The sequence below is a fragment of the Glutamicibacter sp. NPDC087344 genome, from assembly GCF_044744225.1.
Taxonomy (GTDB): Bacteria; Actinomycetota; Actinomycetes; order Actinomycetales; family Micrococcaceae; genus Glutamicibacter.
Genome location: NZ_JBIUXY010000002.1, coordinates 353,213 through 377,603, shown reverse-complemented (window position 1 = coordinate 377,603; position 24,391 = coordinate 353,213). Strand labels below are relative to the sequence as shown.

18 protein-coding genes and 1 pseudogene are annotated in these 24,391 nt (G+C 59.1%); 10 read left to right on the top strand and 9 right to left on the bottom strand.

All coding sequences use genetic code 11. The features are described from left to right. The first annotated feature begins 290 nt into the window (after positions 1-290). The 3 genes from ACIOWL_RS04695 (at position 291) to ACIOWL_RS04685 (ending at position 7,930) form a co-directional block, all read left to right on the top strand. On the top strand, positions 291-7,091 hold the full coding sequence (locus ACIOWL_RS04695) for a DNRLRE domain-containing protein (protein WP_400382179.1): 6,801 nt from the start codon (positions 291-293) through the stop codon (positions 7,089-7,091). A gap of 2 nt (positions 7,092-7,093) precedes the next feature. Then, positions 7,094-7,441, top strand: a complete 348-nt coding sequence (locus ACIOWL_RS04690; protein WP_400382178.1) for a hypothetical protein — start codon at positions 7,094-7,096, stop codon at positions 7,439-7,441. A 201-nt stretch (positions 7,442-7,642) separates the two neighbouring features. After that, on the top strand, positions 7,643-7,930 hold the full coding sequence (locus tag ACIOWL_RS04685; RefSeq protein ID WP_400382176.1) for a recombinase family protein: 288 nt from the start codon (positions 7,643-7,645) through the stop codon (positions 7,928-7,930). 901 nt (positions 7,931-8,831) lie between these two features. Here the strand turns inward: ACIOWL_RS04685 and ACIOWL_RS04680 are convergent. From ACIOWL_RS04680 to ACIOWL_RS04655, 6 genes and pseudogenes are all read right to left on the bottom strand, one after another. Continuing rightward, complete coding sequence (locus ACIOWL_RS04680; RefSeq protein WP_400382174.1) at positions 8,832-9,290, bottom strand: DUF4913 domain-containing protein; 459 nt, start codon at positions 9,288-9,290, stop codon at positions 8,832-8,834. Further along, positions 9,287-9,652 carry a hypothetical protein gene (locus tag ACIOWL_RS04675; protein ID WP_400382172.1) on the bottom strand — a complete coding sequence of 122 codons (366 nt, stop codon included), beginning with the start codon at positions 9,650-9,652 and terminating at the stop codon, positions 9,287-9,289. Before ACIOWL_RS04675 ends, ACIOWL_RS04680 begins: the two co-directional genes overlap by 4 nt. Further along, complete coding sequence (locus ACIOWL_RS04670) at positions 9,609-10,673, bottom strand: hypothetical protein (RefSeq protein WP_400382170.1); 1,065 nt, start codon at positions 10,671-10,673, stop codon at positions 9,609-9,611. The genes ACIOWL_RS04675 and ACIOWL_RS04670 overlap by 44 nt, the downstream gene beginning before the upstream one ends. A gap of 27 nt (positions 10,674-10,700) precedes the next feature. After that, positions 10,701-11,576: a hypothetical protein gene (locus ACIOWL_RS04665; RefSeq protein ID WP_400382169.1), complete on the bottom strand. Its 876-nt coding sequence runs from the start codon at positions 11,574-11,576 to the stop codon at positions 10,701-10,703. A gap of 15 nt (positions 11,577-11,591) precedes the next feature. Further along, positions 11,592-11,834, bottom strand: a pseudogene (locus ACIOWL_RS04660) (relaxase/mobilization nuclease domain-containing protein); the annotation flags it as partial. A gap of 159 nt (positions 11,835-11,993) precedes the next feature. Next, complete coding sequence (locus ACIOWL_RS04655) at positions 11,994-12,686, bottom strand: hypothetical protein (RefSeq protein ID WP_400382167.1); 693 nt, start codon at positions 12,684-12,686, stop codon at positions 11,994-11,996. 52 nt (positions 12,687-12,738) lie between these two features. Between ACIOWL_RS04655 and ACIOWL_RS04650 the strand changes: the two genes are divergently transcribed. From ACIOWL_RS04650 to ACIOWL_RS04640, 3 genes are all read left to right on the top strand, one after another. Beyond that, a complete protein-coding gene (locus ACIOWL_RS04650; protein ID WP_400382166.1) occupies positions 12,739-13,065 on the top strand; it encodes a hypothetical protein in 327 nt (108 codons plus the stop codon). Positions 13,066-13,409: 344 nt separating this feature from the next. Then, positions 13,410-14,618: an RNA-guided endonuclease InsQ/TnpB family protein gene (locus tag ACIOWL_RS04645; RefSeq protein WP_400382164.1), complete on the top strand. Its 1,209-nt coding sequence runs from the start codon at positions 13,410-13,412 to the stop codon at positions 14,616-14,618. Between the two features lie 50 nt (positions 14,619-14,668). Further along, positions 14,669-14,977 (top strand): hypothetical protein, encoded by a 309-nt coding sequence (locus tag ACIOWL_RS04640; protein WP_400382163.1) that lies wholly within the window; start codon positions 14,669-14,671, stop codon positions 14,975-14,977. A 226-nt stretch (positions 14,978-15,203) separates the two neighbouring features. Here the strand turns inward: ACIOWL_RS04640 and nirD are convergent, their stop codons facing one another. Next, the gene (nirD, locus tag ACIOWL_RS04635; RefSeq protein ID WP_400382161.1) at positions 15,204-15,569 is read right to left on the bottom strand and encodes a nitrite reductase small subunit NirD; all 366 of its coding nucleotides are present in this window, start codon (positions 15,567-15,569) and stop codon (positions 15,204-15,206) included. A gap of 274 nt (positions 15,570-15,843) precedes the next feature. On the opposite strand from nirD, the gene nirB reads away from it, so the two are divergent. The 3 genes from nirB to ACIOWL_RS04620 all read left to right on the top strand — a co-directional run bounded on the left by nirB (position 15,844) and on the right by ACIOWL_RS04620 (position 20,755). Next, positions 15,844-18,426: a nitrite reductase large subunit NirB gene (nirB, locus tag ACIOWL_RS04630; RefSeq protein WP_400382159.1), complete on the top strand. Its 2,583-nt coding sequence runs from the start codon at positions 15,844-15,846 to the stop codon at positions 18,424-18,426. Positions 18,427-18,641: 215 nt separating this feature from the next. Beyond that, positions 18,642-19,658, top strand: a complete 1,017-nt coding sequence (gene cobA, locus ACIOWL_RS04625; protein WP_400382157.1) for a uroporphyrinogen-III C-methyltransferase — start codon at positions 18,642-18,644, stop codon at positions 19,656-19,658. Continuing rightward, entirely contained in the window at positions 19,655-20,755 is a 1,101-nt protein-coding gene (locus ACIOWL_RS04620) for a uroporphyrinogen-III synthase (RefSeq protein ID WP_400382155.1), read from the top strand. Before cobA ends, ACIOWL_RS04620 begins: the two co-directional genes overlap by 4 nt. Positions 20,756-20,856: 101 nt before the next feature. On the opposite strand, the gene ACIOWL_RS04615 is transcribed toward ACIOWL_RS04620, so the two are convergent. Together ACIOWL_RS04615 and ACIOWL_RS04610 are read right to left on the bottom strand one after the other, a co-directional pair. Beyond that, the gene (locus ACIOWL_RS04615) at positions 20,857-21,846 is read right to left on the bottom strand and encodes an aldo/keto reductase (RefSeq protein WP_400382153.1); all 990 of its coding nucleotides are present in this window, start codon (positions 21,844-21,846) and stop codon (positions 20,857-20,859) included. A gap of 255 nt (positions 21,847-22,101) precedes the next feature. Beyond that, complete coding sequence (locus ACIOWL_RS04610) at positions 22,102-22,779, bottom strand: GntR family transcriptional regulator (RefSeq protein WP_400382151.1); 678 nt, start codon at positions 22,777-22,779, stop codon at positions 22,102-22,104. 186 nt (positions 22,780-22,965) lie between these two features. Between ACIOWL_RS04610 and ACIOWL_RS04605 the strand changes: the two genes are divergently transcribed. Continuing rightward, positions 22,966-24,342 carry an MFS transporter gene (locus ACIOWL_RS04605; RefSeq protein ID WP_400382150.1) on the top strand — a complete coding sequence of 459 codons (1,377 nt, stop codon included), beginning with the start codon at positions 22,966-22,968 and terminating at the stop codon, positions 24,340-24,342. Positions 24,343-24,391 lie beyond the last annotated feature (49 nt).

Sequence of the window (24,391 nt, the reverse complement as noted above, 5' to 3'; positions counted from 1 at the left end):
ACGTTTAGGCAACTTTTTCTCCATTCCGTTCTTTTTGGCATTACGCACGCGCCCGATATAGCAGAATCTATGTGTTGGCTATGTGCTAGCTATATTCCTTTCAGAGAACGAGGTCAGGGTGCACCATCTTTTCGGGGATTCTTCTGCGCGCGTGTGGACCGATTTCACAGTGCGTAAGAGAAAATTCTTATCGGCTCTCGCGATTGCCAGCACCAGTGCGTTGCTGGCCTCAGGGCTAATCGCCCCGTCTGCGTTCGCGGACGAAGAACCGCAAGACACCACTCAAACCGTTGAAGACGTCACCGAACGGCCCTGACGGGGTCTCTGCCCAAATTACCGCGAAGGCTACCGGCCACCGTGTTGAAGACTTGTCGCTCCGCACGGCCACCGAACAGGTGTTTGCCAACCCGGATGGGACCTGGACTTCTGAAACGACCTCAGCTGCCCGATTCAAAGAAAAAGACGGCAACTTTATTCCCCTTGGCCAGGATGCTGAACTGACAGACACCCAGTCTCCTGTGGTGGGTGATGGTACGGAACTGACCATCGCTGACGGCAAAGACACGCTCGGTGATGGGCCGACCCAGGATTCGGTCGTGCTGGCCGAGCTGGAGTCCACTGGTGAACATGAAGGTTCCACCCTGAAACTGGGCTGGGAAGGCGAACTTCCTTCCCCTAACATCAGTGAGAACCAAGCGACCTATACTGATCAAGTACAGGTGCCACTCACCGAAGACTCTTCCGGTGAGATCCTGCCACAGACCTCCACCGTAACTCCCCTGCCTTCGGATGCTCCGACCGAGACTCCAGGCGAGGTTGAGGCCACTGAAATCACTGATGAGCAACCCGAAGAAGAGGAGGAGGAACAATCCTCTGACCCGACCTCCGAGCCTTCAGAATCCTCAGCTGAATCTTCAGCGCCAGCCACCGAATCAGAAGCTCCTTCACTCGACATGCCCGCCGAAACCCGAACGGTGGATGCCAGTGTCATCGTTGAGCCGCTGCGGTCTGGTTTCTCGCATCGCACCGTACTGGAGCAGGCCCCTGACGGAGATGTTTCCTTACGTTTCCCGATCAAGCTGTCCAAAGGCTTGAAACTGAGCAAGGATCAGGACACCGGGGACTTACGCGCAGTCAACGGCCAGGGTGAGACCGTGTTCTTCGCCCCAGCACCAACAATGTGGGATGCAAAGATTGATGAAGTGTCCGGACTGCACCCGGCCGAACGCCTGATAGACACCACCCTTACGACGGAAGATGGCGTCCCTGTTCTCACATTGAACGTTGACAAAGAATGGTTGCAGGATCCACAGCGTCAGTACGCGGTCACGATTGATCCGACCTGGTCATCGGGTGTCTCCGACACTTGGGTGCAGGCTGATGTTCCCGGTTCCAAGGCCGGGGATCCGGAGCTGCGTGTAGGAACGTTTAATGGTGGCACCTTGAAGTCCCGTTCGTTCCTGCAGTTTGCCTCCACTGCGTTGGATGGTAAGAAGATCACCAAGGCGGAGCTGCGGATGCATAATTACCATTCGTACTCGTGCACGTCCTCCCCGGTGAAAGTCCAACGGCTGACTAGCGCGTGGATCGCTTCCGATGTTCGATGGACCAAGCAGCCAACCGCCACGTCCAGCGGTGAAGGCACGAACAACGTGTCCAAGGGCTACTCGTCGAGTTGTGCGGCCGGGTATGTCTACTATCCGATCACTCCGATCGCCCAGTATTGGGCGGATAACCCCACCAAGAACTACGGGGTGCGTCTGATCGCAGCCGATGAGACGAACAACTACACCTGGAAACGTTATCGTTCGGCAAACTATGTTGCTGGTGCGAATGATCCGATCGAACCGCAGTTCGTCGTCACTTATAACTCGTACCCTGGCACCCCTTCAGTGGTGTCGTTCAATTCTGGTGAATCGGTGAAGGATGCTTCCGGAAAACTGTGGGTGAGGTCGAAGGCACCGACGTTCCGTTCCACGGTTACCGACCCTGATGGCGGGAGCGTGAAGGCCGAGTTCGACATGAGTGGCGCCAGCACGCTGACCAAGCAAGCCGGTTCCATGGTGGCTTCCAAGCAGGTCTCCACTTACAAAGCCAGTTTGGCTGAAAACGGCACCTACACCGTCAAAGCCTGGGCTAACGATGGGACCTTGCGGTCTAAAGCTGCCGGAGCTGCCACGACGTTCACCGTTGACTCCATCGCCCCTTCGGTCCCGTCGATTACTTCCTCTGGTGGAATCACCAACAATGGATGGCAAGCTGCCAAGCCTGGCTCGAACACTTTCACGTTTTCTTCCAGCGCTGACACGGATAAGTTTTCGTACCAGTTGAATAATGATGCTTGGAAGACGCTGACCGCATCCTCTGGCAAGGCGACCTTGTCGTGGAACCCTACGGGAGCGAATATCCTCCGGGTGAAAGCGAGCGACAAGGCGACCAACACCTCGGGCACGACCACGTGGACTTTCGGTAATGGGGCGGCTTCGTTGACTTCACCAATGGCTGGGTCTACCTCGTCGGATTCGTTCAAGGTCACCGGACAAGGCCCCACTTCTTCCGCGGGTGCGGTGACACCCAAGGTGTATTGGCGTGAAGCTAACAGTGTGAGTGCGGATACGACCGTTTACGGTTCCGAGAGTGGATGGCATGAAGCCGCGACCTTGCCGGATATTGCTGCTGGGCAACCGGTGAAAGTGGACGCGACGGTGAATGTCGCGGCTGCCCCGGCCGGAAAGCTGAAGGAGCTGGGTAAAGACCGTCTGGCTACTTTGGTGGAGCTGCAGGTTTGTTTCGGCTACGCGGGCGTTACTTCCGCTTCGAAGTTGCAGTGCACGACAAATAAGTCCAAGAAGCCGGTTCAGGTGACCAAGTTGCCGCATGCGTTCGGGGATAACTATCCCGTGGCTGAGGCGGGAGATGGTCAGGTCGCCCTGACCACCGGTGAGCTGAACTTGTCGGAAACCGATGTTGAGGTCAACGCCGGTAACACCGGGTTGTCCGTGAGCCGCTCCTACTCCTCCTATTCCGGGATCGGGGCCAACTCTCGGATCTTCGGCAAGGGCTGGCGCGCTAACATCGACGGCCCTGACGAAGGGCTGTCCGGGCTCCTGGTCGCTGAATCCACCGCTCTGGATGGCACTGTCACCCTGATTAGTGATGATGAGACCGCTGCGGTGTTCCGCCAATCAGGTAACGGCCGAGTGTCTTTGAAAACTGGAACTTACGTGGCTGCGAATGAGGACGCTAGCGGCTCGGGTTGGAAGCTGGCCGTATCAGGTTCAGGAACCAGTGCGCGGATCAAGATCACCGAGGAAGATGGAACGGTCACCACGTTCAAACGCGGCGCCAACCTTGAGGGCAACCCCAAAATTTGGGAATGGATCACCGAGACCGTCACCGGAGGCAACGGCACGGGGACAGCCAAGTTTGTGTCAAACACTGCCGGGCAAACCACCATGGTGGTTGCTGGTACTGAGGCAAACCTGACGTGTGATACCGCGACTCCTGTGAAGGGTTGCCGGCGCATCAACCTGGCCTATGACGCAGCAGGCAAGATCACCAAGGTCACCTACACCGCGTGGGATCCAGCTGCCGGTGCTATGAAGACTGTGAATATCGCTGAGTATGGATACGACGGCGCCAGCCGTGACTCACGGTTGACCAGTGTGAAGAATTCACGCACCGGAGATGTGACGACCTACACCTACGGAGTCGAATCTGCTGCCGGGGTACCCCTGCTTGCCTCCACCGAGGAGAAAACCAGTAGCGGTGCCCGTGTTGATGCGCCGACCAACTACATCTACGGTCTGGCCAATACCGCATCCGGACGTTCGGATTGGCTGGAAAAGGTTGAGCGGGGCAACGCCACCGATGGAAATACCAGAGTGCAACACGCTCGGTTCGTGTATGGGTTGAGCACTGACGGTGATGGGCAGAATACACCGAAACTGGCGGAGAGCCAGGTCAAGCTCTGGGAACAGGACGGCACCCATAAACCGGTGACCGGTTATGCAGTGTTTGGTCCGGGCAAAACTATAGGATCGTCCAAAGCGGCCTCTGTTCCGGTGGCGGATTACAAGTATGCTGACCTGCAGTATGTCGATGCGCAGAACCGCGTGGTCAACACCTCCTCCTACGCTGCCGGAGCCTGGCAGAGCACCGCGAATGTGTTCAACGAGGACGGCAATATCGAGCGGGCCTATGACACCAGGGCAATCCGCACCATCCAGGCCGCAGCAGGCACCCCTGCGAACGTCGTGGATGGAGTGCTGAGCAGCCACGAAGAACACGCTGAGCTGAATGTTTACTACTCCGAGTTGAAAACGTTGGTTGATGAGGACGGCAACGGCCTCTCAACGAAAACCGATGCCACGGAGAAAGCAGAAGAAATTGCCAAAAACGAGGCGACTGCCGAGTTCCTGCGCGGGTATGTCACTGACACCTATTCACCGGTAACCACCGATGAAAACGATGAACCCGCCCGGGTCCACACCAAGACCAGTTACACACCGATCACGGATGTTGATACCGGGGGCATGCCGCGCATGCTGCCGACAACTGTGGTGACTTCGAAAGCCAACTCCGGGAAAATAAACCCAGATGCCACCGGGGAACCGGTCATCACCCAGGTGGAGAACGGTTACAACGCCTACACGGTCGACAAGGACGGGCGTGCGGTCACCGATAAGAATAACCTGCGCTCGGGTTGGGTGGTTGGTTCACCGACGAAGGTCACGCAAGTCCTGGCCAAAACCGCGGAGAACATCGTTACCGAGACCCGGTTCGATGACCAAGGTAGGGTGATCGAAGCGCGGCAGCCGAAGTCTTCCGGTGCTGATGCTGGAACGACGAAGAGCATCTACTACACCGCTGGAGCGAACGCAGCGGATAGTGACTGCGGAAGCAAGCCGGAATATGCGGGGTACTTGTGCAAGAACGTCCCGCAAGGCGCCGGGTCGGTCGCTAAGCACCAGACCGGGTTCAATATCTATGGGCAGCCCGCCACATTCACCGAGTCCTCGACCGGAACCGATGGGGCTAAGCGCACCACTACCCAGACGTACCGGACCGATGGCCAGGAGCTGAAGACGACGGTAACCACCAGTGGGATCACCACCACTGCGGTGCAACCGGTTGAGAAGCTCTACGACGTCACCGGGGTACAGAACGGCGTGCGGGCGGTAGCTTCCGGTTCCTTGCCGCAGTCTGAGGTGAAGTGGACCCAGGATTTGTGGGGACGTACCACTTCCTACACCAACTCGCTGGGTGAGACGACTACCACCGAGTACGACGTGTTTGGTAACGTCGCCAAGACGGTGTCCCCGGTGTCTACCACCACCTACAAGTATGGGGCGCTTTCAGGAGATGGAACCACGGAGTATCAGGGTGTGGTGACCAGCATGACCGTGTCCAAGCACGGTGGGACCGGCACTGGAACCTATAAAGCCACCTATGACGGGGACGGCAACGTGCTGACACAGGTCATCCCCGGGGGCTTCACCCAGAGGATGGATTACGACGAATCCGGTAAGCAGGTGCGTTTGGCGTATGACGGTCCGTTGAAAGCCGAGGACGGGACTACGTCGAACGGCACGTGGATCGCGTGGGAGCTGAACCGTGACGTTACCGGACGTATCATGGGTGAAACCACCCCGGAAGGTGACGTGCTTGCCGGGACGTCCACTGCGGGGGATCGTGGGGCTGCTTATGACCGTGCGTTCACCTATGACCGGGCTGGGCGTTTGACCGAGGTCAAGGACATTACCGCTACCCCGGGAGAAACGGTGAACACTGACCCCGAGGAAGGGGCTGTGACCCCAACGACGGTGCGCAAGTATGCGTTTGATAAAAACGGCAACCGTGCCTCGTTGACGACCACGGTTAATGGAACCCAGACCGCTAAGCGGACTTGGGCCTACGACGCGGCAGACCGTGTTGGTGTGGGGGCTGGGTACGTGCATGACGGATTGGGACGTCAGACGACCATTCCGGCCGCGGATGCTCCGGCAGCTGCTGGCGGGGTGAAGGTTGGGGTTGGGGCGATCACGGTGAAGTATTTCGCTGATGATGCTGCCGCCGCGATCACCCGCAATGGCACGACGTCCACGATTGGCCGGGATCCGTCAGGGCGCCGTTTGTCGGTGACCTCGACCGGGACAGTGGCGGCCGGGACCGAAACCAAGCACTATGCTGATGATTCGGATAATCCTGGGTGGACGACCCGTACGCAAGGGACCGAAACGGTTACTACGAGGTATGAATCGACTATCGGTGGGGACCTGGCGTTGACGATCACCGGGAACACTGTCGAACTGGCCGTGAACAACCCCCACGGGGACGTGGTGGCTACTGTACCGTTGACTGGTACGGGTGCTGGTCAGGGTATTACTGGGTGGGCGCAGTATGACGAGTATGGCAACCAGCTCACCGAGCCGGTGAGTACCGGTGCAACATCGTATGGTTGGCATGGTGCTGATGAGCGTGCGGTTGATACCAGTGGGTTGATCCTGATGGGTGCGCGGCTCTATAACTCGGTGACGGGGTTGTTTACCAGCCGCGACCCAGTTGAGGGCGGCAACAGCACGACCTACGCATACCCACAAGATCCGGTAGGCATGCAAGATACCGATGGAGCAAAGGGATGGGCAAAGAATGCTTGGCGTTGGGGAGTACGCGCTTGGAACAGCCCAATTGGACGTGTCACTCGCAGGGTGGTTGGTATCGCCTCTTGGTTTGTACCCGGAGGTGCTGCGGTAAGAGCAGGTATTGTTGTCTACAAGGGCTACAAGCTCTATAAAGCTGTAAAATCAGCTTCACGAACTGCTTCAGACTTATCTGCAACACGAGGAGCATCTGCCATAGCAGGCCGCCTGTGGACAAGATCCTTGAAAAAGAAACCATATAATTGGGCCAAAAATCAAGGAAATAAACGAGCGTACATGCTTCGCAATAAGACTAGGCAATACCGTAGTCCAAGCCTAAAGAAGGGTACAAGTCGTAATGGCTATTATTCAAACTTCAATGGGCCTAAAAATTTCAACATGCACGTTCGGATCACCAACCCTCGTAAGTCTTGGTCACAATGGAGATAGGAATGACAAACACTTCTAACGCCCCGTCTCATGATGCGCTTGAATTAGGAGCTAAGAGTTTCATCGGCCTGATAGTTACAGGAGATTACAGAGAGTGGTTAGTTTCAGTTGATGTACTGACTGATACTCACTGTTATGGCAAAAGAAGAAAAGTTTCAACTTCGTTTGAAATTAATCTTGCACCCACTAACAACGCCATTCCTGCATCAAAAATGGAGTTGGAGGATGTTTTTGCAGTTCTGGGGAGTCTAGAGGAAGTTATAAACCATCTAAGTAGGTTCAAGATACGCTGGCTTGATGAAAGCGAAGCCATCTTCGCTCTAAGTAGGCTGGACAGGAAACCCGAATAAAATTGCCCTAAAAGGGGGTCAGCACTTCCCTCGACTCTAGAGCAGCAGAGGTGCTTTCCCCGGTACCAGAGCGGTTCAGAACAGAGTATGGACTACGCAGATGGTCCAGAAAACCACTGCGGACTACAGCAAGGAAGTTACTGACAGCATTATATAAAGCTGGCCAGCGAAATTCGCTGGCCAGCTTTTGTCACTACACCGATGAACGGCGTCGCCCTGGCGATGCTCGCCGAGCCGCTCACCGAGATCTACGACCCAACCGGCACCGGCCGGGTGCTCTTCGCGTTCTTCGTCGCGATCGCCGAAACCGAACGCGAGAACATCCGCGAAACCACCCTCGAAGGCCTCAATGCGGACGCCCGCAAGGGAAACCATAGCGGACGCCTACCAATCATCACCGACAATATGCTATACACCTTACTGCGCCGTCGCGCGAACGGTGAGTCACGCGAGGACATCCGGCTCGACCCGATCATCCCCCACTGGTAAAAGCAAAGGCCGGAACCCCCCGCCTGGCCAACATCTACCGGGCTCTCAAGGAGGACGAAAAAAGCCGGGCCCACCCCAAAGCCATTGACCAGGCTCACGCCGACTTCGCCACGCTCCATCCAAGCACCCGACACGACTGAACGGCCCAGTTACCGATTTTCGGCGAGAACCACGGCGACTCCGATACATCGGAAACCCCGATGAGAGCAAAAAATCGCCCAGGATATGGAATCCCAGGCGATTGAAAATATTGCACCATGCTACACGGTCATTTCTATAGTGTAGAATGGTGAAGGGTGCATTTTCTGCGCCCAAAAGCGACTCGCGAGGATGGCAGTCCACACGAATCACTTTGACAACTATTTATTCGGCACAACCACAGGAGGTACCGTTTGCTTACTAACGTTCATCTTAAGCATACATTCTATGCAAAGATTCCGCCAATCCTGGCGGATCTTTCTTCCTTCCGCAGTGGTGTGCCACCGACTGAAGGAACTCCCAAATGGTACGAAAAATCGAAATCAACCTTGTCAAGGTTGTAAATAACCAGAACACCTACTGCTCTCACGAGTCAGGTGTCGCTCCATCTGCTCAGCCACCGGCAATTCCATCTCGTACAAGGTGGTTGGTCTGGGCTGCACGCCTCGTCAAAGTCGTAGTGTTCTGTGTCCGGGTCTATTTGGCCCTCTATGGGGCTGATCCTGATCCCGTGGGGTTGGCCGCTCTTGGCTACGGCTTCATCACTGATGTGAAGGCGTGGATCGTAGAACGCTGTACGAAGTAATGAGCTGAATAGCTGGGTGGCACCTTGTTCGCCACCCAGCTATTCGGTTCGTCCGCGGGTTGCGTTATGGGGCACAAAAAATCTGGCCAGAGAATTTCGCTGGTCAGTTTCCTGCCGCTACACAGATGACCGGAAGTATCCGTCCGGTGCATTATCGACAGGAAACATCTCCGGTAACTGCGGGTGCATCACCTTGTCATACGCATGAAAAGGACCGTCCGGGGAGGTGAGCCTGTCCATCAGCGGGTAGAAGAAATCCCGATAGAACACCAAAATCTGTTGCGGGCCATCCCACCGCATCTGCTCCCACGTCTCCCACAACGCGGAAACCACCGAATACACTTCCGGGTACTCGTACCAGTTCGGCGCCCAGGCATGCCCCGAAGGCCCATACTTCCGCAAGTAGCGAGGCAACGCGTAGCCGTGCAACCACTGCTCCGCGTCCTCATACACGAAAGAGCGCTCCGGCTCTGCTTGGTCGGTGTCCTGCTGCGCGATGGACGGCTGCTGCTCTGGTTCGTGGGTCTCGTCGCCGTCCAAATCCAGCTCATCGTCATTCGGTGGGATGCCGATCATCGCGACAGCTCCTGTCCTAGGGTGCGGCTCGGGGCCGCACCGGCCATGACACGCTTACGGTTATTCATGGCCGTCTGCGGATTCTGCGTGCTCGGTGGCAGCGGGAAATCAGCATCCTTGCCGCCCTTGTTCTTCCATACCGCGATGACCCGTTCTGAGGCAGCACCGTGCTGATCTAGCGGCAGCTTGTCAGCTTCCTCCGGGCTGGCCGCCGCTGGGGGTGGCGTGCTTGCTTCCTTGGCTTCGGCGGTTTCGGTATTAGCCCGGTCAAGGTCTTCTTCGCCCTCAAACCGTTCGGCTTGCCCCTGATGTGCAGCCTCATTGTCCTGGGGTGCGGCTCGGGGCCGCACCGGCCATGACACGCTTACGGTTATTCATGGCCGTCTGCGGATTCTGCGTGCTCGGTGGCAGCGGGAAATCAGCATCCTTGCCGCCCTTGTTCTTCCATACCGCGATGACCCGTTCTGAGGCAGCACCGTGCTGATCTAGCGGCAGCTTGTCAGCTTCCTCCGGGCTGGCCGCCGCTGGGGGTGGCGTGCTTGCTTCCTTGGCTTCGGCGGTTTCGGTATTAGCCCGGTCAAGGTCTTCTTCGCCCTCAAACCGTTCGGCTTGCCCCTGATGTGCAGCCTCATTGTCCTGGGCTTCTCGCATCTCGGCAGGAGCCTTCTCAGCGGATACCTTCGCACCCTCGGGCACCAGATGAGGGAATTTCTCAGCAATCGCCCGGTCTGCATCTTCATCATGGCCATACCAAGAAGGCACAGAACTAATCGTGTCGCGTCCGCCCAGGGCTGGATCACGCACTTCATCCGGTGACAGATCATCGATCAGGCCCAAGACGCGTTCTTTATCGATCTGCACCTGACGTTCTAGACCTTTGTTGTAGTCGTACATCATGAACTGCGCTGGCTGTTCCTGTGCTGCGCCCCATTCCGCACCCACGGGCTTGGCCTCGGCGTTAGCCCGTTGGCCGGCCAGGTAGTCATCCAGGGCATCACGCAAGGCCCGGTGGCGGTCCGTCGCCGCCGTGGGATGATCCCGGTTCAGATCCTCCACATTGATCCCGAACTGATTGCGAATACAATCAGCACCCGCCATGAACGCCTGGGAAGCTGACTCAGGCCGTCCAGCAAGTTCACTGGCAACGATCATGCGATCAGCAATCGCTTCACTACCAGCATTCTTCCAAAACTGGGGAGAGGACAAATCGCGGTGAACCATCTGAGCGATGTTGCGTTCACGCCCTACTTCCGCATTGACCTCAGACAAGCGCATGTGCGCTCGACGCTGAGCGTGCTCGGCCATTTGCATTCCCGAACCCATCACAGCTCGGACGATGCTGCCGAAGTCTTGCATCAGTTCTGATTCTTCTTGGTTTTCCACGGTGTTTCCTCTCGCTAGGTTCTGGGCCTATCGTTCGTAACCTTGGTCATTCCCTGGTCCAGGCTGCGCCCCGGCGTCCCAATCCCGGTAGGGCACATGTGGCTGCTTCGACGCGCCCACTTTCTGTGCGTCCTGCGCCTGGATACGTTTCATTTCAGCATTCACGATGCTCTCGGCATCGTTGATCAGCCGGTCAACACCAGCGACAAAACGGGGACGGTCCGTGGCCATATGGTTCTGCATCATCACACGGCCTAAACGTCCTGCCTGCTTAGCAACTGCCACCCAACCGCGACCGTTCCCCGCCGCGAATCTCTGATTCAACCGGGCAGCATACCGGGTGTTACCCATCCCCTGGGTAGCGCGGGCATAAGACATAGAAAGTTGATGCAAGGTTCCAGGCTTATTGCGTTCCCATTGCAACGACAAACGGGCATAAACATTCGCCAACGTATCCGGTCCCGTCTTGTGACTCATCATCCATTCCAGTTGCTCCGCAGACACCGGACGAGCCACCGCCTTGCGATGCTCGCGGCTCTGGTTCGAGGAATGCAAAGACACCAAATACGCGTCCCTCGCCGCGCGATCCTTGTTCCCGTACCGGGCGTGAATATCATTCCAAGCCAGTGTGGAATCGAGCTTGGATGGTGCGTACCAGATCGTCTTGTCATCGCTGCCGCGTTCACCTAGAGACACGCGATAGCCGCGCACTTCACTGTTCGATCCAGGCCTGAAGCTCGGAGCGATTCGCACGCCCAAGTCTTGGGCATGACGAACATATTCTTCGGCACTGTTTGCGGTGGATAATGCGGCCCGCAACCGGCGGCGCAGCTCAAACTTATCCGACAGCGCGTTACTCCCGCGCTCGGCCCGTGCACGTTCTGCGGGCTTTTCCCCCGCCAAGCCCTTGCCATGTTCCTAGGGCTCCAGACGTGGCAACCCGTACTCGGCTTCCAGCTCGCGGCACGCGACCTGTGCACGATGGAAATCATCGTGCGTCCCTGCTTTGCTGCCGTCCTCACGCACCATCGACACCACCAAGTGAATATGGTCATTCCCGTTCTTCGACGCACCATGATGCACCGCGATCCAGCGTGACGACTTCGCACCGTCAATGTCAACGAAACCCATCTTCTCCACGAACGACAGAGCGATCTTCCCCCAGTGCTCATCACCCGTCTGTAATCGTAGATATCGGCGAAAGCAGTTGCGGGGGAATCAACTGCAACACTCCGTCCGATCACAAGGATGACCGTCTCTCACCCAAATGGTGGGATTCACGCAACAGCTAACAGGTCTGCCGGACGCTCAAGTCATCGCCTAAGAACACTGGAATCCTTGGCATGGCAGTTTCGGCTCGCGCGGCTCCAGCCCCGCCGGCACGGTGAGCAGCTGTTCCGCCCGGGTAGCTGATACCTGCTGAATCCCCGCCGTGGTCATCACATGCCGAAAGGCATCACAGGACGGATCAAACGGTGGCTGTTCGTAGTCGAAGGCACGCAAGGTCTCCGGAAGCTGCGCTCGTTGCAGCTCCTGCACGTTCTCATGCGCCGAAGGATCAACTTCCATCACAATTTCGGGATCAGCAACAAGCTGTTGCGCAGACATGCTCGCGGAAATCACCGTTGGGGCGCTGAGCAGGGGAATCCAGGGGCCTCGAACCACAAGGTCATAGGTTGCCCCTGGCGAAAGCACGATTGCCCGGCTCGGATCACTGATGCAGGCAACCTCTTTGCCCGCGCGAAACCGCCCGCAGTCACTGGCTACTTTTGCCCGGAGTACCGACCTCCTGCTCGACTGCGGACCTGACTGGCCCACCGTGCACGAAGAGATTTTCTTTTCGGTGAACTGATCATTAAACAGCACGGTGCCCCAAGAAATACCTGCGGGAAGAAGCAACACCAGCGTAACCACCAAAGCAATCCAACGCCTGCGGCGAGGTACCCGGGCGCGTGGAAACGTAGAGGACGCCGGGGGCTGGGTCTTGGATTCAGGCACAATCCATGCTCTCACAGTTACTAATCTTCCGTGAGATACTAGCTCCGTGGTTAATCATCGGCAGCCAATGGCCCAAAAATTCACATGCTACACCGCCGCGCTCTTGACCGCTGTGGCGGCAATGCTCACGCTGTCCGGATGTTTTGTAGTTCCGCTGGCAGACGGGCGCTCGCCGTTTGATGACCCCAACGGGGCAAGTTTTGCTGATATCAGCAACGCGCTGCCTGAGATTCAGACCGCGCTCACCGAAGCGAACCCCGGTGGAACCGAAAAGCCGTCGAAAGGCTTGCAGTTACCTTTTCGGCACTACCCCGGTGACATCAAGAAGACCAGCACAGTGCCGAACGAACCCCATGACGGTACACAAATCCGGATAAACTATCCCCACACCTGAAACCAACCCAGACAACAAGTGAACACTTTTATCCCCCACCGGCACACATCAGAACCACCAACACCCACAACGCCTTTAGTGTCGGTACCAGCAGCTAACATCCGTACCAAAGACCGAGAAGAGTAGAAACCGGGAAGGAGCCACCACCGTGTTAAAGCCTGACCGCAACAGTGTTCACCCCACCAGCGAACAAACACCAGCGATAACCCACCTGCTCCCAGGTCTCCCTGCCGCCTGGAACAACTCACTAACGCGGGAACAGGCAAGGAAAACTACAACACCTTCACCCAAGAACAAGAAACTGATCGACGGCCGGGACGATTCAGTGACTCAGGCGGTGAACGATGCACAAAGCACATAAAATCCGGCTCGCCCCCACGAACAAGCAAGCCACCGGGCTTGCCAAAGCCTCCGGCACCGCTCGCTTCGCCTACAACTGGGCGCTAGCCCAATGGAACGAACAATACGAAGCAAGAAAACTTGACCCTTCCCTGCCAGCACCGACGCAGTATGCGTTGCGCCGTGAACTGAACAGCATCAAACGAACACAATTCCCGTGGATGCTCGAATCCACTAAATGCGCCCCACAAGAAGCAATCATCGCGTTAGGGGTGGCATTCACGAACTTCTTCGCCGGCCACGCCAAGCACCCGACCTTCAAGAAGAAGAACGTGAGCACCGAGTCATTCCGCCTGTCTTCGGGGCAGTTCCGTATCGAAGGCAAGCGCCTGCGCGTACCGAATATCGGGTGGGTGCGAATGCGTGAAACCGTCCGCTTTGAGAACGCCACACAGGTTTCAGTCACGATCTCGAAACAAGCCGGCCAGTGGTACGCCAGCGTAAATTGCGAAATCACACACCCAATAACACCCACGATTCCGGCAAGTACTGTGGGTGTTGACCTTGGGGTACGCGAGTACGTGGTCTCAGACGGTACACGCCACCAGGTGCCTCGTGCCCTTCGCAACGCGCAACACGGTCTCAAACGTGCTCAGCAGAGCCTGGCACGTACGGTCAAAGGCTCGACAAACCGTGCCAAGGCACGCCACAAGGTGGCCGTGCTTCATCATCGGGTGGCTAATACTCGCACTGATTGGATGCATCAGCTCACCACAGGACTTGCTAATTCTCATGACCGGATCGTGATTGAAGACCTCAACGTGCGTGGGATGCTGACGAATCACCATTTAGCCTTGTCCATCGCGGATGCGTCCTTTGGTGAGTTCCGTCGCCAACTTGAATACAAGACAACTGATCGCAGTACAACGCTGATTGTCGCAGATCGTTGGTTCCCGTCCTCGAAAACATGCAGTGCTTGCGGCGCAAAAACCACGCGCACCCTGGCATTGCAGGTGAGGTCGTGGACATGCGAAACCTGTGAAACCGTGCATGATCGTGATGTGAACGCGGCGATTAATCTCGCCTTATACGCCGGGAGTTCCCCGGTGTCAGCCTGTGGAGAGCTCTTCGCCTCTACCGGTACCGGGCCTGATGGTTTGGTGTGGGTAAGCGGTCTCGATGAAGCAGGAACTAGACAGCATCAGGCTATTTGAAACCTGTTTGCATAGGTTCTAGAGAACGGCCCTGCAATCTTCACGTGGTGGTGAGCATCAACCCTGTCGCCGACTTCTCCACGTCAATCGTTCCAGACCGGGCACTCGGGGAGGTGCTGAGAACCGTGGCCCCGGTAGCTGAACAACATGAGGTTGAGCTCAGGGTGCAAAGCGGCCGGAGTGATGCCGGTTCGCCAGCCGACCTCACCGAAGCCGCCGAACAACTCTTCGGCCGGATCCCTGATGAAGGGCTGCGCACCGATCAGTACTCCGTCGACTTTGAGCCCAACGGCCGGGTGGAAATCCAGTTGAATACACGCAAGCACACCGACGTGCTGCACTCGATGGGCCTGAACTAAACCAACACCAAGCTTTTGGCCCGAAACGCATCAGCTGCCCCATGCCGCAAGATGGCACCGGGCAGCTGATGCTGACACCAAATTTTCCTTGAAACACTGGATAGTCCCAGCAGCACCTCTCACGCGCGGGTACGCGGTGCTTGGTCTGGATTCACCTCATACCAGCCGAACCAGGCCGAATGTTCATACTCGGTGCTGTCCTCTCGCCGGATGCCGCCGAGCCGACTCATTTTGATTCCTCAATCCATAAACGCCCGCCATGCTCGTGCACCCCGAACACCGGCAGGGAGGTTCCCGGGGCGCTCAGGCAATCACCGGTATCAAGGCGGTAGATCTCCTTGTGCAGCGGGCAGGCAACCGTGGCCACCCGTTGCCCTTCCACGGTGGCGTCCCCCAGGATGCCGCGGGCCATCACCTTGGCCCCGGTGGAAGGGCAATGGTGGGAGCTGGCGTAGAAGTCCGAGGACTCGGTGCGATACACCGCAATCTGCTGCCCTGCCATCCAGGCGGCTTCGCCCCATCCTGCTTCCAAGTCATCCGGCGAGCAAAGTTCGGCCAGGCCGGTCGGTGCGTCAATCAGTTGCGTGGTCATCGGTGGGTCCTTTCGCTGGTGTTCCGATGTATCGAGCCTAGGTTCGTTATGTTTCAGCTAATCCCGCGCTTGGTTGCCGGTCCGTAAAGCCCGATTCACACCCCACCCGAAAACCCGTGCTACGAACATGTTTCGCGGTGCTCACCGCCGTGGCGGGCCGGTGCAATAGAAAATTGCGCCGGGTGAAACACCGGGGTAACTGCGGGGCAAAAACGATTTTTTAAGCTGGATTCACACGTTCCACACACCGTGGCTCTGCCAGCGAAAGGGCATCATGACTACCTCCAGCGAACAGCGACAAATCCTCGTGATCGGCGGCGGTCCAGCCGCGCACCGCTTTGCCGAAGCAATCGCAAGCCGTGAGCCGGCAGGCACCCACTTGACCGTGCTCACCGAGGAAACCCACCTCCCCTACGACCGGGTGGCGCTCTCCAAGGCACTCACCGATCCGGGAGTCGACCTCACCCTGGGAGACGCGGCCCTGTGGGAACAGGAGCATCTGACCCTTCATACCGGCGCCCGGGCGGTATCCCTTGACAGCGCCGCACGATTGGTGCGCACCGAGGACGGACGCGAATTCGGCTACGACGAACTGGTGCTGGCCACCGGTTCCAACGCCGCCACCCTCCCGATCCCGGGCGCTGAACTCACCCACGTCTACCGCACCCTGGAAGATGTCTGGGGTATCGCCGAACAAGTCCGCACCTTGGCAGAAAACCTGGGGCGCACCCCGGTGGTCGCCACCATCGGCGGCGGCCTGCTGGGCCTGGAGGCCGCGGCCGGAGTCCAGGCGCTCGGCGCCAAGGCGCTGATCATCGACGGCGGCCACTGGCTGATGGGAACCCAGCTGGACCAGGGTGCCGGACAGGCGCTGGGCCGGCTGGTCGCAGAAAAAGACCTCACGGTCCACGGCGGGGTCTACCCGGAAAAGATCCTCTCCGAGAACGGCCAGGTCACCGGCGTGCACATGGCCGACGGCAAGGTGATCGATGCGGACATGGTGATCGTGTCCATCGGCGTCCGTCCGCGTGATGAGCTGATCCGCACCTACAACGACAACCAGCCAGAGGGCGCTGCGCTGTTCGGCATGGGCCCGCGCGGCGGTGTGGTGATCAACGAATCCTGCGCCACCGACATCGAGCACGTCTGGGCCATCGGAGAGGTCGCCAACTTCGGCGGGATGTGCATCGGCCTGGTCGCACCGGCCAATGCCATGGCGGAGGTGGCCGCCGCGCGGATCACCGGCGGCGAGGGCGAATTCACCGGCTTCGACACCGCCACCAAGCTCAAGCTCTCCGGGGTGGATGTCGCTTCCTTCGGCGACGCCTTTGCCCGGGCCGAGGGTGCGCTAGAGGTGATCTACGCCGATGCGGCCCGCGGGCTGTATCAAAAGCTGGTGGTCTCCAATGACGCCAAAACCCTGCTCGGCGGCATTTTTGTGGGCGACGCGAGCCCGTACCAGTCGCTGCGCCCGCTGCTCGGCCGGGAGCTGTCCGCAGAGCCCGGCGCCTACCTCAGCGCCGCTGGCGGACAGGCACCGGATACCGAGCTGCCCGATGACGCGGTGGTGTGTTCGTGCAACAACGTGGACGCCGGTTCCATCCGCAATGCGGTGGGCGGCGGCTGCGCCGGCTGCGGTCCGGTGGCAACGGTCTCCGGGCTGAAGTCCTGCACCAAGGCCGGCACCCAGTGCGGTTCCTGTGTTCCGATGCTCAAGAAGCTGATGGAAGCCGAAATGGCTAAAAACGGGATGGAAGTCTCCACCGCGTTGTGCGAGCACTTCAGCCTTTCCCGCCCGCAGCTTTTTGAGGCCGTGCGGATCGCGGGGTTGAGCACCTACCTGCAGATCATGGAACGTTTCGGCACCGGCTCGGGATGCGATATCTGCAAACCCACCATCGCCTCCATCCTGGCCAGCCAGACCAATGTGCACCCCATGGACGCCGGATTGGCCGGCGCCCAGGACACCAACGACCGCGTCATGGCGAACATGCAGAAAGACGGCACCTACTCGGTGGTGCCGCGCATCCCCGGCGGGGAAATCACCCCGGAAAAGCTGGCGGTCATCGCCCGGGTGGCGCAGAAGTACGGGCTCTACACCAAGCTGACCGGCGGACTGCGCATCGATATGTTCGGTGCGCGGCTTGACCAGCTGCCGGAGATCTGGCGCGAACTGGTGGACGCGGGTTTCGAATCCGGGCAGGCCTACGGCAAGTCGCTGCGCAACGTCAAAACCTGTGTGGGGTCAACCTGGTGCCGCTACGGCATGCTGGATTCGGTGGGCATGGGAATCGACATCGAGCTTCGCTACCGCGGGCTGCGGGCGCCGCACAAGTTCAAGATGGGAGTCTCCGGCTGCGCCCGCGAATGCGCCGAGGCCCGCGCCAAGGACGTGGGGGTGATCGCCACCGCCGAAGGCTGGAACCTGTACGTCGGTGGAAACGGCGGCGCCAACCCGGCCCACGCGCAGCTGCTGGCCGGAGGTGTTGATGACCAGACGTTGCTGCGTTACATCGACCGCTTTTTGATGTACTACATCCGCAGCGCCGAGCGTTTGCAGCGAACCGCCCACTGGATCCAGGAGCTCCCCGGAGGCATGGACACCGTGCGCAGCGTGGTGGTTGAGGATTCACTTGGTTTGGGCGGCGAACTTGAAACCGCCATGGAACGCCACGTTTCAAGTTATCAAGATGAGTGGGCCGCGACCTTGGCCGATCCGGAGAAACTCAAGCGCTTCCGCTCATTCGTCAACGCCCCGCAGGTCACCGACACCGAGCTTGAATACGTCAGCGAACGAGGCCAACGCCGCCCGGTTGACTTGGGCGCGAGCATCCCCGTGCGGTCCTCGGCGAGCTGAGATGAGCATCTGGTAGACAAGTTATTCCCGGCGAAACAATTGCGAAATTTCCAGGCAAAAAGCCCTGGATAACATTTTAGATATTCCCCAAACCGAGCAATTTGGAGCGTACCTCCCATGTCACAGCATCAAACAGGCAATTTTGCAGCAAATCAGTGCACGTCGTGGCACCGCGGTGCCGGGCACACCGGCCGCGTGGCAAGGGAGAGTACAAAATGATCGGCGCACGGCTGGACCTTGCCGGGTGCACGGTCCTGCTGGCCGCGAAACCAGGCTCGGCAGAGCGTGCCGCCAGGTACCTGCAGGCGCAGTTCGTTGATACCTTGCTGCAGGCAAATACCTGCACCGGGGCGTTGGCGTTGCTGGCCCAAGCAGATGTGCTGGCTTTGTGCGCCGGCCAATCCTTGAAGTTCGCGGCCCTGCGCGACCAAGCGCTGCGGCAGGGAATCCCGGTGATCGAGCTTGATCCGGGAGAACTGGGCGGGCGCATCACGCTGGTTGGCGGCGGCCCAGGGGCCTTGGACCTGCTCACCTTGCGGGCTGCCACCGCAATGGCCAGCGCGGATGTGGTGTTCTGCGACCGGTTGGGGCCCGGTGAGTTCCTGGAGCAGCTGGCACCGCAGGCACGCATCATCGATGTGGGCAAGCAGCCCGGGCACCACAAGGTCACCCAGGACCGGATCGAAGATCTGATGCTGGAGGAGGCGGCCCGCGGAAACCACGTGGTGCGCCTGAAGGGCGGAGATCCCTATGTGTTCGGCCGCGGTTTCGAAGAGGTCGAATCCGCCACGGCGGCCGGCATTCCGGTCAGCGTGGTGCCAGGTTTGTCCTCGTGCATCACGGTGCCGTCGGCGGCCGGCATCCCGGTCACCGCCCGCGGGGTCACCCGCGCGTTCACCGTGATCTCCGGGCACGACCCGTTGGAGGAGCACCAGCTTCAGCAGCTGGCCAAACTCGGCGGAACGGTGGTGGTGCTGATGGGGATGGGGACCCTTGAACACACCACCGCGGGTTTGCGCCGTTGCGGGATGGTGGGAGATACCCCCTGCGCTATTGTTGAGTCCGGGACCACCGGGACCCAGCGCACCACCCATGCAACACTGTCCACGCTGGCTTCCGCTTCACGGGCCGCCGGCTGCGCTAATCCGGCTGTCATTGTCATTGGGGAGGTCGCTGCCCTGCCGCTGAGCCTGGATGCGGTGCAACCGATGAGTTTAGGAGCCACCGCATGATCAGCCCGCAGCAGCTCTCCGGTTTCCGTATTGCGGTGACCAGCGACCGGCGGTCGAACGAACTGATCGAAGCCCTTGAACGCCGCGGGGCCGAAACCACCCATACCCCGTTGCTGCGGCTTGCTCCGTTGGAGGATGAGCAGATTCTGCTCAGCCAGACCCGTCGGATCATCTCCGAGCCACCCGAGGTGTTGGTGGTGACCACCGCCTACGGGCTGCGGCGCTGGTTCGACACCGCGGAGGCCGCGGGTCTGGCCGACCAGCTCAGCCAGGCCTTGGAAGGTTGCCGTATCTACACCCGCGGCGCCAAGGCGCTCGGTGCGGTACGCGCCGTGGGCCTGACTGTGGTCGGCAGCGCGTCGGACGGCACCAGCGAGGGTTTGCTTGAGCTGCTTCGCGGCCAGGTGGACGGGGCCAACGTGGCGGTCCAGATGCACGCAGATAATGACCGGCCGCTCTCCCGGGATATCAGGCGGCTCGGGGCGGCGCACGTGGTGAAGATCGAGCCCTACCGGTGGCTGGAGAACAGCAACGATCCGCACATTTCCGCCCTGGTGGAGGGGATCTGCGCCGGGCGATTTGACGCGGTCACCTTCACCAGCGCCCCCAGTGTGCACACCCTGCTGGCCGCCGCCGCGGCCCGCGGGATGCTGCCCACGCTGATCCGCTCCTTTAACGAGCGGGTGCTGGCGGCCACGGTTGGCCCGGTGACCGCCGAGCCGCTCATCCAGGCCGGGGTGCTGCATCCCTTGATCCCGCAACGCCACCGGATGGGGGCCATGGTGCTTCAGCTGGTCATCGCGCTCGGGGACCAGGGCACCTTGAGTGTGGATACGGCGCGCGGGTTGTGCCAGTTGCGCGGTCGGACCTTGTCGCTGAACAACCAGGACTGCACCCTGACCCCGTTGCATGCCGAAATCCTGCGCTGCCTGCTGCAAGCTGGCGGGAATGTGGTCTCACGCGATGAGCTGGCCACCTCGCTCAGTTCCCTGCCCTCACGCCATGCCCTGGATATGACGCTGAGCCGGTTGCGCAAAAGCCTGCCGGATCCCAAACTCATCACCACGGTGATCAAACGCGGGTACCGTATCGCCTGAGCCAGCTGCACCCGGAAATCGGCCTAAATCTCGAAAAGCTTGCCCTCCTTTCGTGCGACACGACAGGAGGGCAAGCTTTTTTGATCAGTTTTTTTGATCAGTTACCAGCGCGGGTGGATCTGGGCACGCAGTTTCTCATCGTAAAGTTTGCGTACCGCGTCGTTGAAGTCTGCAGAGACCTCCAGTGAGCCAGCCGCCGCATTGGCTTGGGCTTGGGCCGTGGAGCGGGCCCCGGGGATGATGGTGCTGATTCCGTCCTGCGCCGCGAGCCAGGCCAGGGCCACCTGCGCGCTGGTTGCCTCAGGGATCTCGGCTGCGGCCAGGGCCGCGAATTGCCCGGCGGCCTCAAGCCCGGTGGCATAGTCGACACCGGAGAAGGTCTCCCCCACGTCGAAGGAGGAGCCGTCGCGGTTGAAGTTGCGGTGGTCATCCGCGGCGAACTGGGTGTCCTTGGTGTAGCGGTTGGCGAGCATGCCGCTGGCCAGCGGGACGCGGGCGATAATTCCTACACCTGCCTGCCGGGCCACCGGCAACACCTGTTCGATCGGTTTGTGGCGGAAGGCGTTCACGATGATCTGGACCGTGGCGACGTTGGGACGTGCCATGGCGGTCAGCGCCTCATCCACGGTTTCTACCGACACCCCGTAGTTGGCGATCCGGCCTTCGGAGACCATGGTGTCCAGCGCGTCGTACACGGCATCCGAGGAATAGACGGCGGTGGGAGGGCAATGAAGCTGCACGAGATCCAGGGTATCCACCCCGAGGTTGGCCCGGGAACGATCATTCCAGGCGCGGAAAGCGTCAAGGGTGTAGGCTTCCGGCACCTGTTCGACGCGGCGACCCATCTTGGTTGCCACGGTCACCTCAGCCTGCGGGTTGGCCTTGAGCCAACGCCCGATCAGCTGCTCGCTTCTGCCATCCCCGTAAACATCTGCGGTGTCGAAAAAATCGACACCGGACGCATGGGCTGCATCCAGTACCGCCAATGCTTCACCCTCATCCACCGACCCCCAGTCGGCTCCGAGCTGCCAGGTCCCCAATCCGATGACGGAGACGTTGCGGTGTGTGCGTCCAAGTTCATGATGTTTCATAGCCTGAGTCTAAACCGGATCTGGGCCCTGATCTGTGAGCTTGTTACAGATTGGTGCAGTGTTACTCGCAAAATCAAGGTATCTGGCTTGCCCCGGGCATCACCGCGCATGTCACCGGGAAAGCAAGGTGTCCCCCGCCCCACTGGCAGTTGCCGGACAGGGATGCGCTCATCGTGGAAGATCTGATGTGCAGAACGTGCCAGGTTCATTTGACCGGCAAGTAGGAAACACAAACTATTCCCTCCCAACAACTAGCTACATCAGTCGACTTTGATGTTTTGTTCGAGCCTCAAGTGAGCTCAACACATGCCGGCGGGATGCCATCTCGATCTCTTGGATCGGCGCACCTTCTCGGATGAGGGCCAGTAGCGCACGATGTTCTTCAACCGCACCGCGGGCACGGTGCTCGTCAACGTTGGCGCCGGGGTCCTGAATGCTCGCGAATTTTTTCCATTCCGACCTCGTGAGTTCCAAGATCCGATCATTAGGGCATTTTGAATGCAAGATGGCATGGAACTGAGCGTTCAAGTCCCCGTAAGCACCCTGATCAAATGAATCAAGCATCGCCACGATTTGTTCATTGACTTGCTCAGCTTTCTTCAGATCCGCCTCGCGCAGGTGACTGGCCGCCAGTGCGGTTGCCGTGCCATCCATCACTGCCAAGGTTTCCATTCCGTCTCGATAGGCGCGTTCGTCGATGACCGCTACCCGCGCTCCGACGTTATGGATGATCTGCAGCAAACCTTCAGCGGCCAGACGCTGAATTGCTTCACGTACCGGTACCCCACTCACACCGAGCTCGTGCGCTAGCGGTCCGGCGAGGACACGCTGGTGCGGAGCAAGGGTCCCATTCTCAATTTGTTGCTTGATGTGAGCGTACGCAATATCTGCTTTGCTCTGTGATCCGCGTCGTTGAAGCTCGGAAGCCGACATCGTCCCCCGCTTTCAACCTCGCGCCCATGGATTCCATCGGCCAATTCATCACTATCTGCTCGCAAGACGAGAATATCGCACCCGCGACAGTTTTTTGGATTCAAGGCTTGACGCTCATATTTTATAATATAAAGTATGTAACTGACGTCACTCGTATCTCTTGTTCCTTCAGACAAAGGAGTCGCCATGACCACATCACGCAGTACCCCGCTCACGACGCAACCCACATCAACACCCGCTGAAAGACGACGGGTCGTCTTTGCCACCATCGTGGGAACAACCGTCGAATGGTACGACTTTTTCCTCTACGCCGGCGCGGCAGGTCTAGTTTTCTCGCACCTGTTCTTCGCACCAGCAGGGGCGCAATTTGCTACCGTGTTGGCATTCGCTTCGGTTGGTATCAGCTTTTTGTTCCGTCCGTTAGGAGCCTTCCTCGCCGGACACTTTGGCGATCGCTACGGACGCCGACCGGTTCTCATGGCCGCGCTGATCCTCATGGGCGCCGCCACCACCTTGATCGGATTGCTTCCCGATTTCGCCTCTATTGGCCTGGCCGCTCCGATTCTTTTGGTATTTTTGCGAATCGTTCAGGGCCTCTCAGCCGGCGGCGAATGGGGAGGTGCGGCGCTCATGGCGGTGGAACACGCGCCGGAGGGGAAGCGCGGACTCTACGGAGCTTCACCGCAGATCGGTGTTCCGCTGGGACTCCTGCTGGCCTCGGGGATCATGGGATTGATGGCCGTCATAGCTCCGGGAGACGCGTTTCTCGCGTGGGGCTGGCGTATACCTTTCCTCTTCTCGGTGGTCCTGATCCTGATCGGTTACTACGTGAGGCGAAACGTTGAAGAAAGCCCCGTCTTCGCGGAGATTGCTGAACGCAAAAAGGAAAACACTTCGCCAGTTGTGACACTTTTCCGCAAACACGCATTGCTCGTTCTCGTCGCCGCACTGGTTGTGGCTGGCAACAATGCCGTAGGCTACATGACCACCGGCGGATACGTGCAGAACTACGCAACAAACCCAGACGGGCCACTGGGGATGGAGCGCGAGCCGGTGTTATTCGCCGTGGCGCTGTCCGGGCTAACGTGGTTGGCTTCCACTTGGTTCGCTGGCTGGCTCAGCGACAAAATCAACCGCAGAAACACCTATCTCATCGGATGGGCACTGCAGCTGCTCGGCGTCATTGCACTCTTCCCGCTAGTGAATACCGGAGAGGTCGCGCTGCTATTCGTCGGCGTCGCCTCGCTAACCATCGGATTAGGTTTCACCTACGGACCTCAATCAGCTCTGTATTCTGAGCTGTTTCCAGCATCCGTTCGTTTCTCAGGGGTATCGATTGCGTATGCGCTGGGTTGCATCCTTGGCGGGGCTTTCGCGCCGACCATTGCCACCTTGCTGGTGCAGTCCACCGGCACAACCGTCTCGGTCACCATCTATCTTTCGGCCATGACGCTCATCGGCGCCTGCGCGACATTACTGTTGCGCGACCGCACCGGCATCCCGCTGGGACCGGACGCAGAACAAGAACAACTGAGCAGCCCGTTTAAGACCCGGGCTAAATAACCGTTTCGAAAACCTGTCCGGGCATCTACCTACAGCATGATAAGCAGAA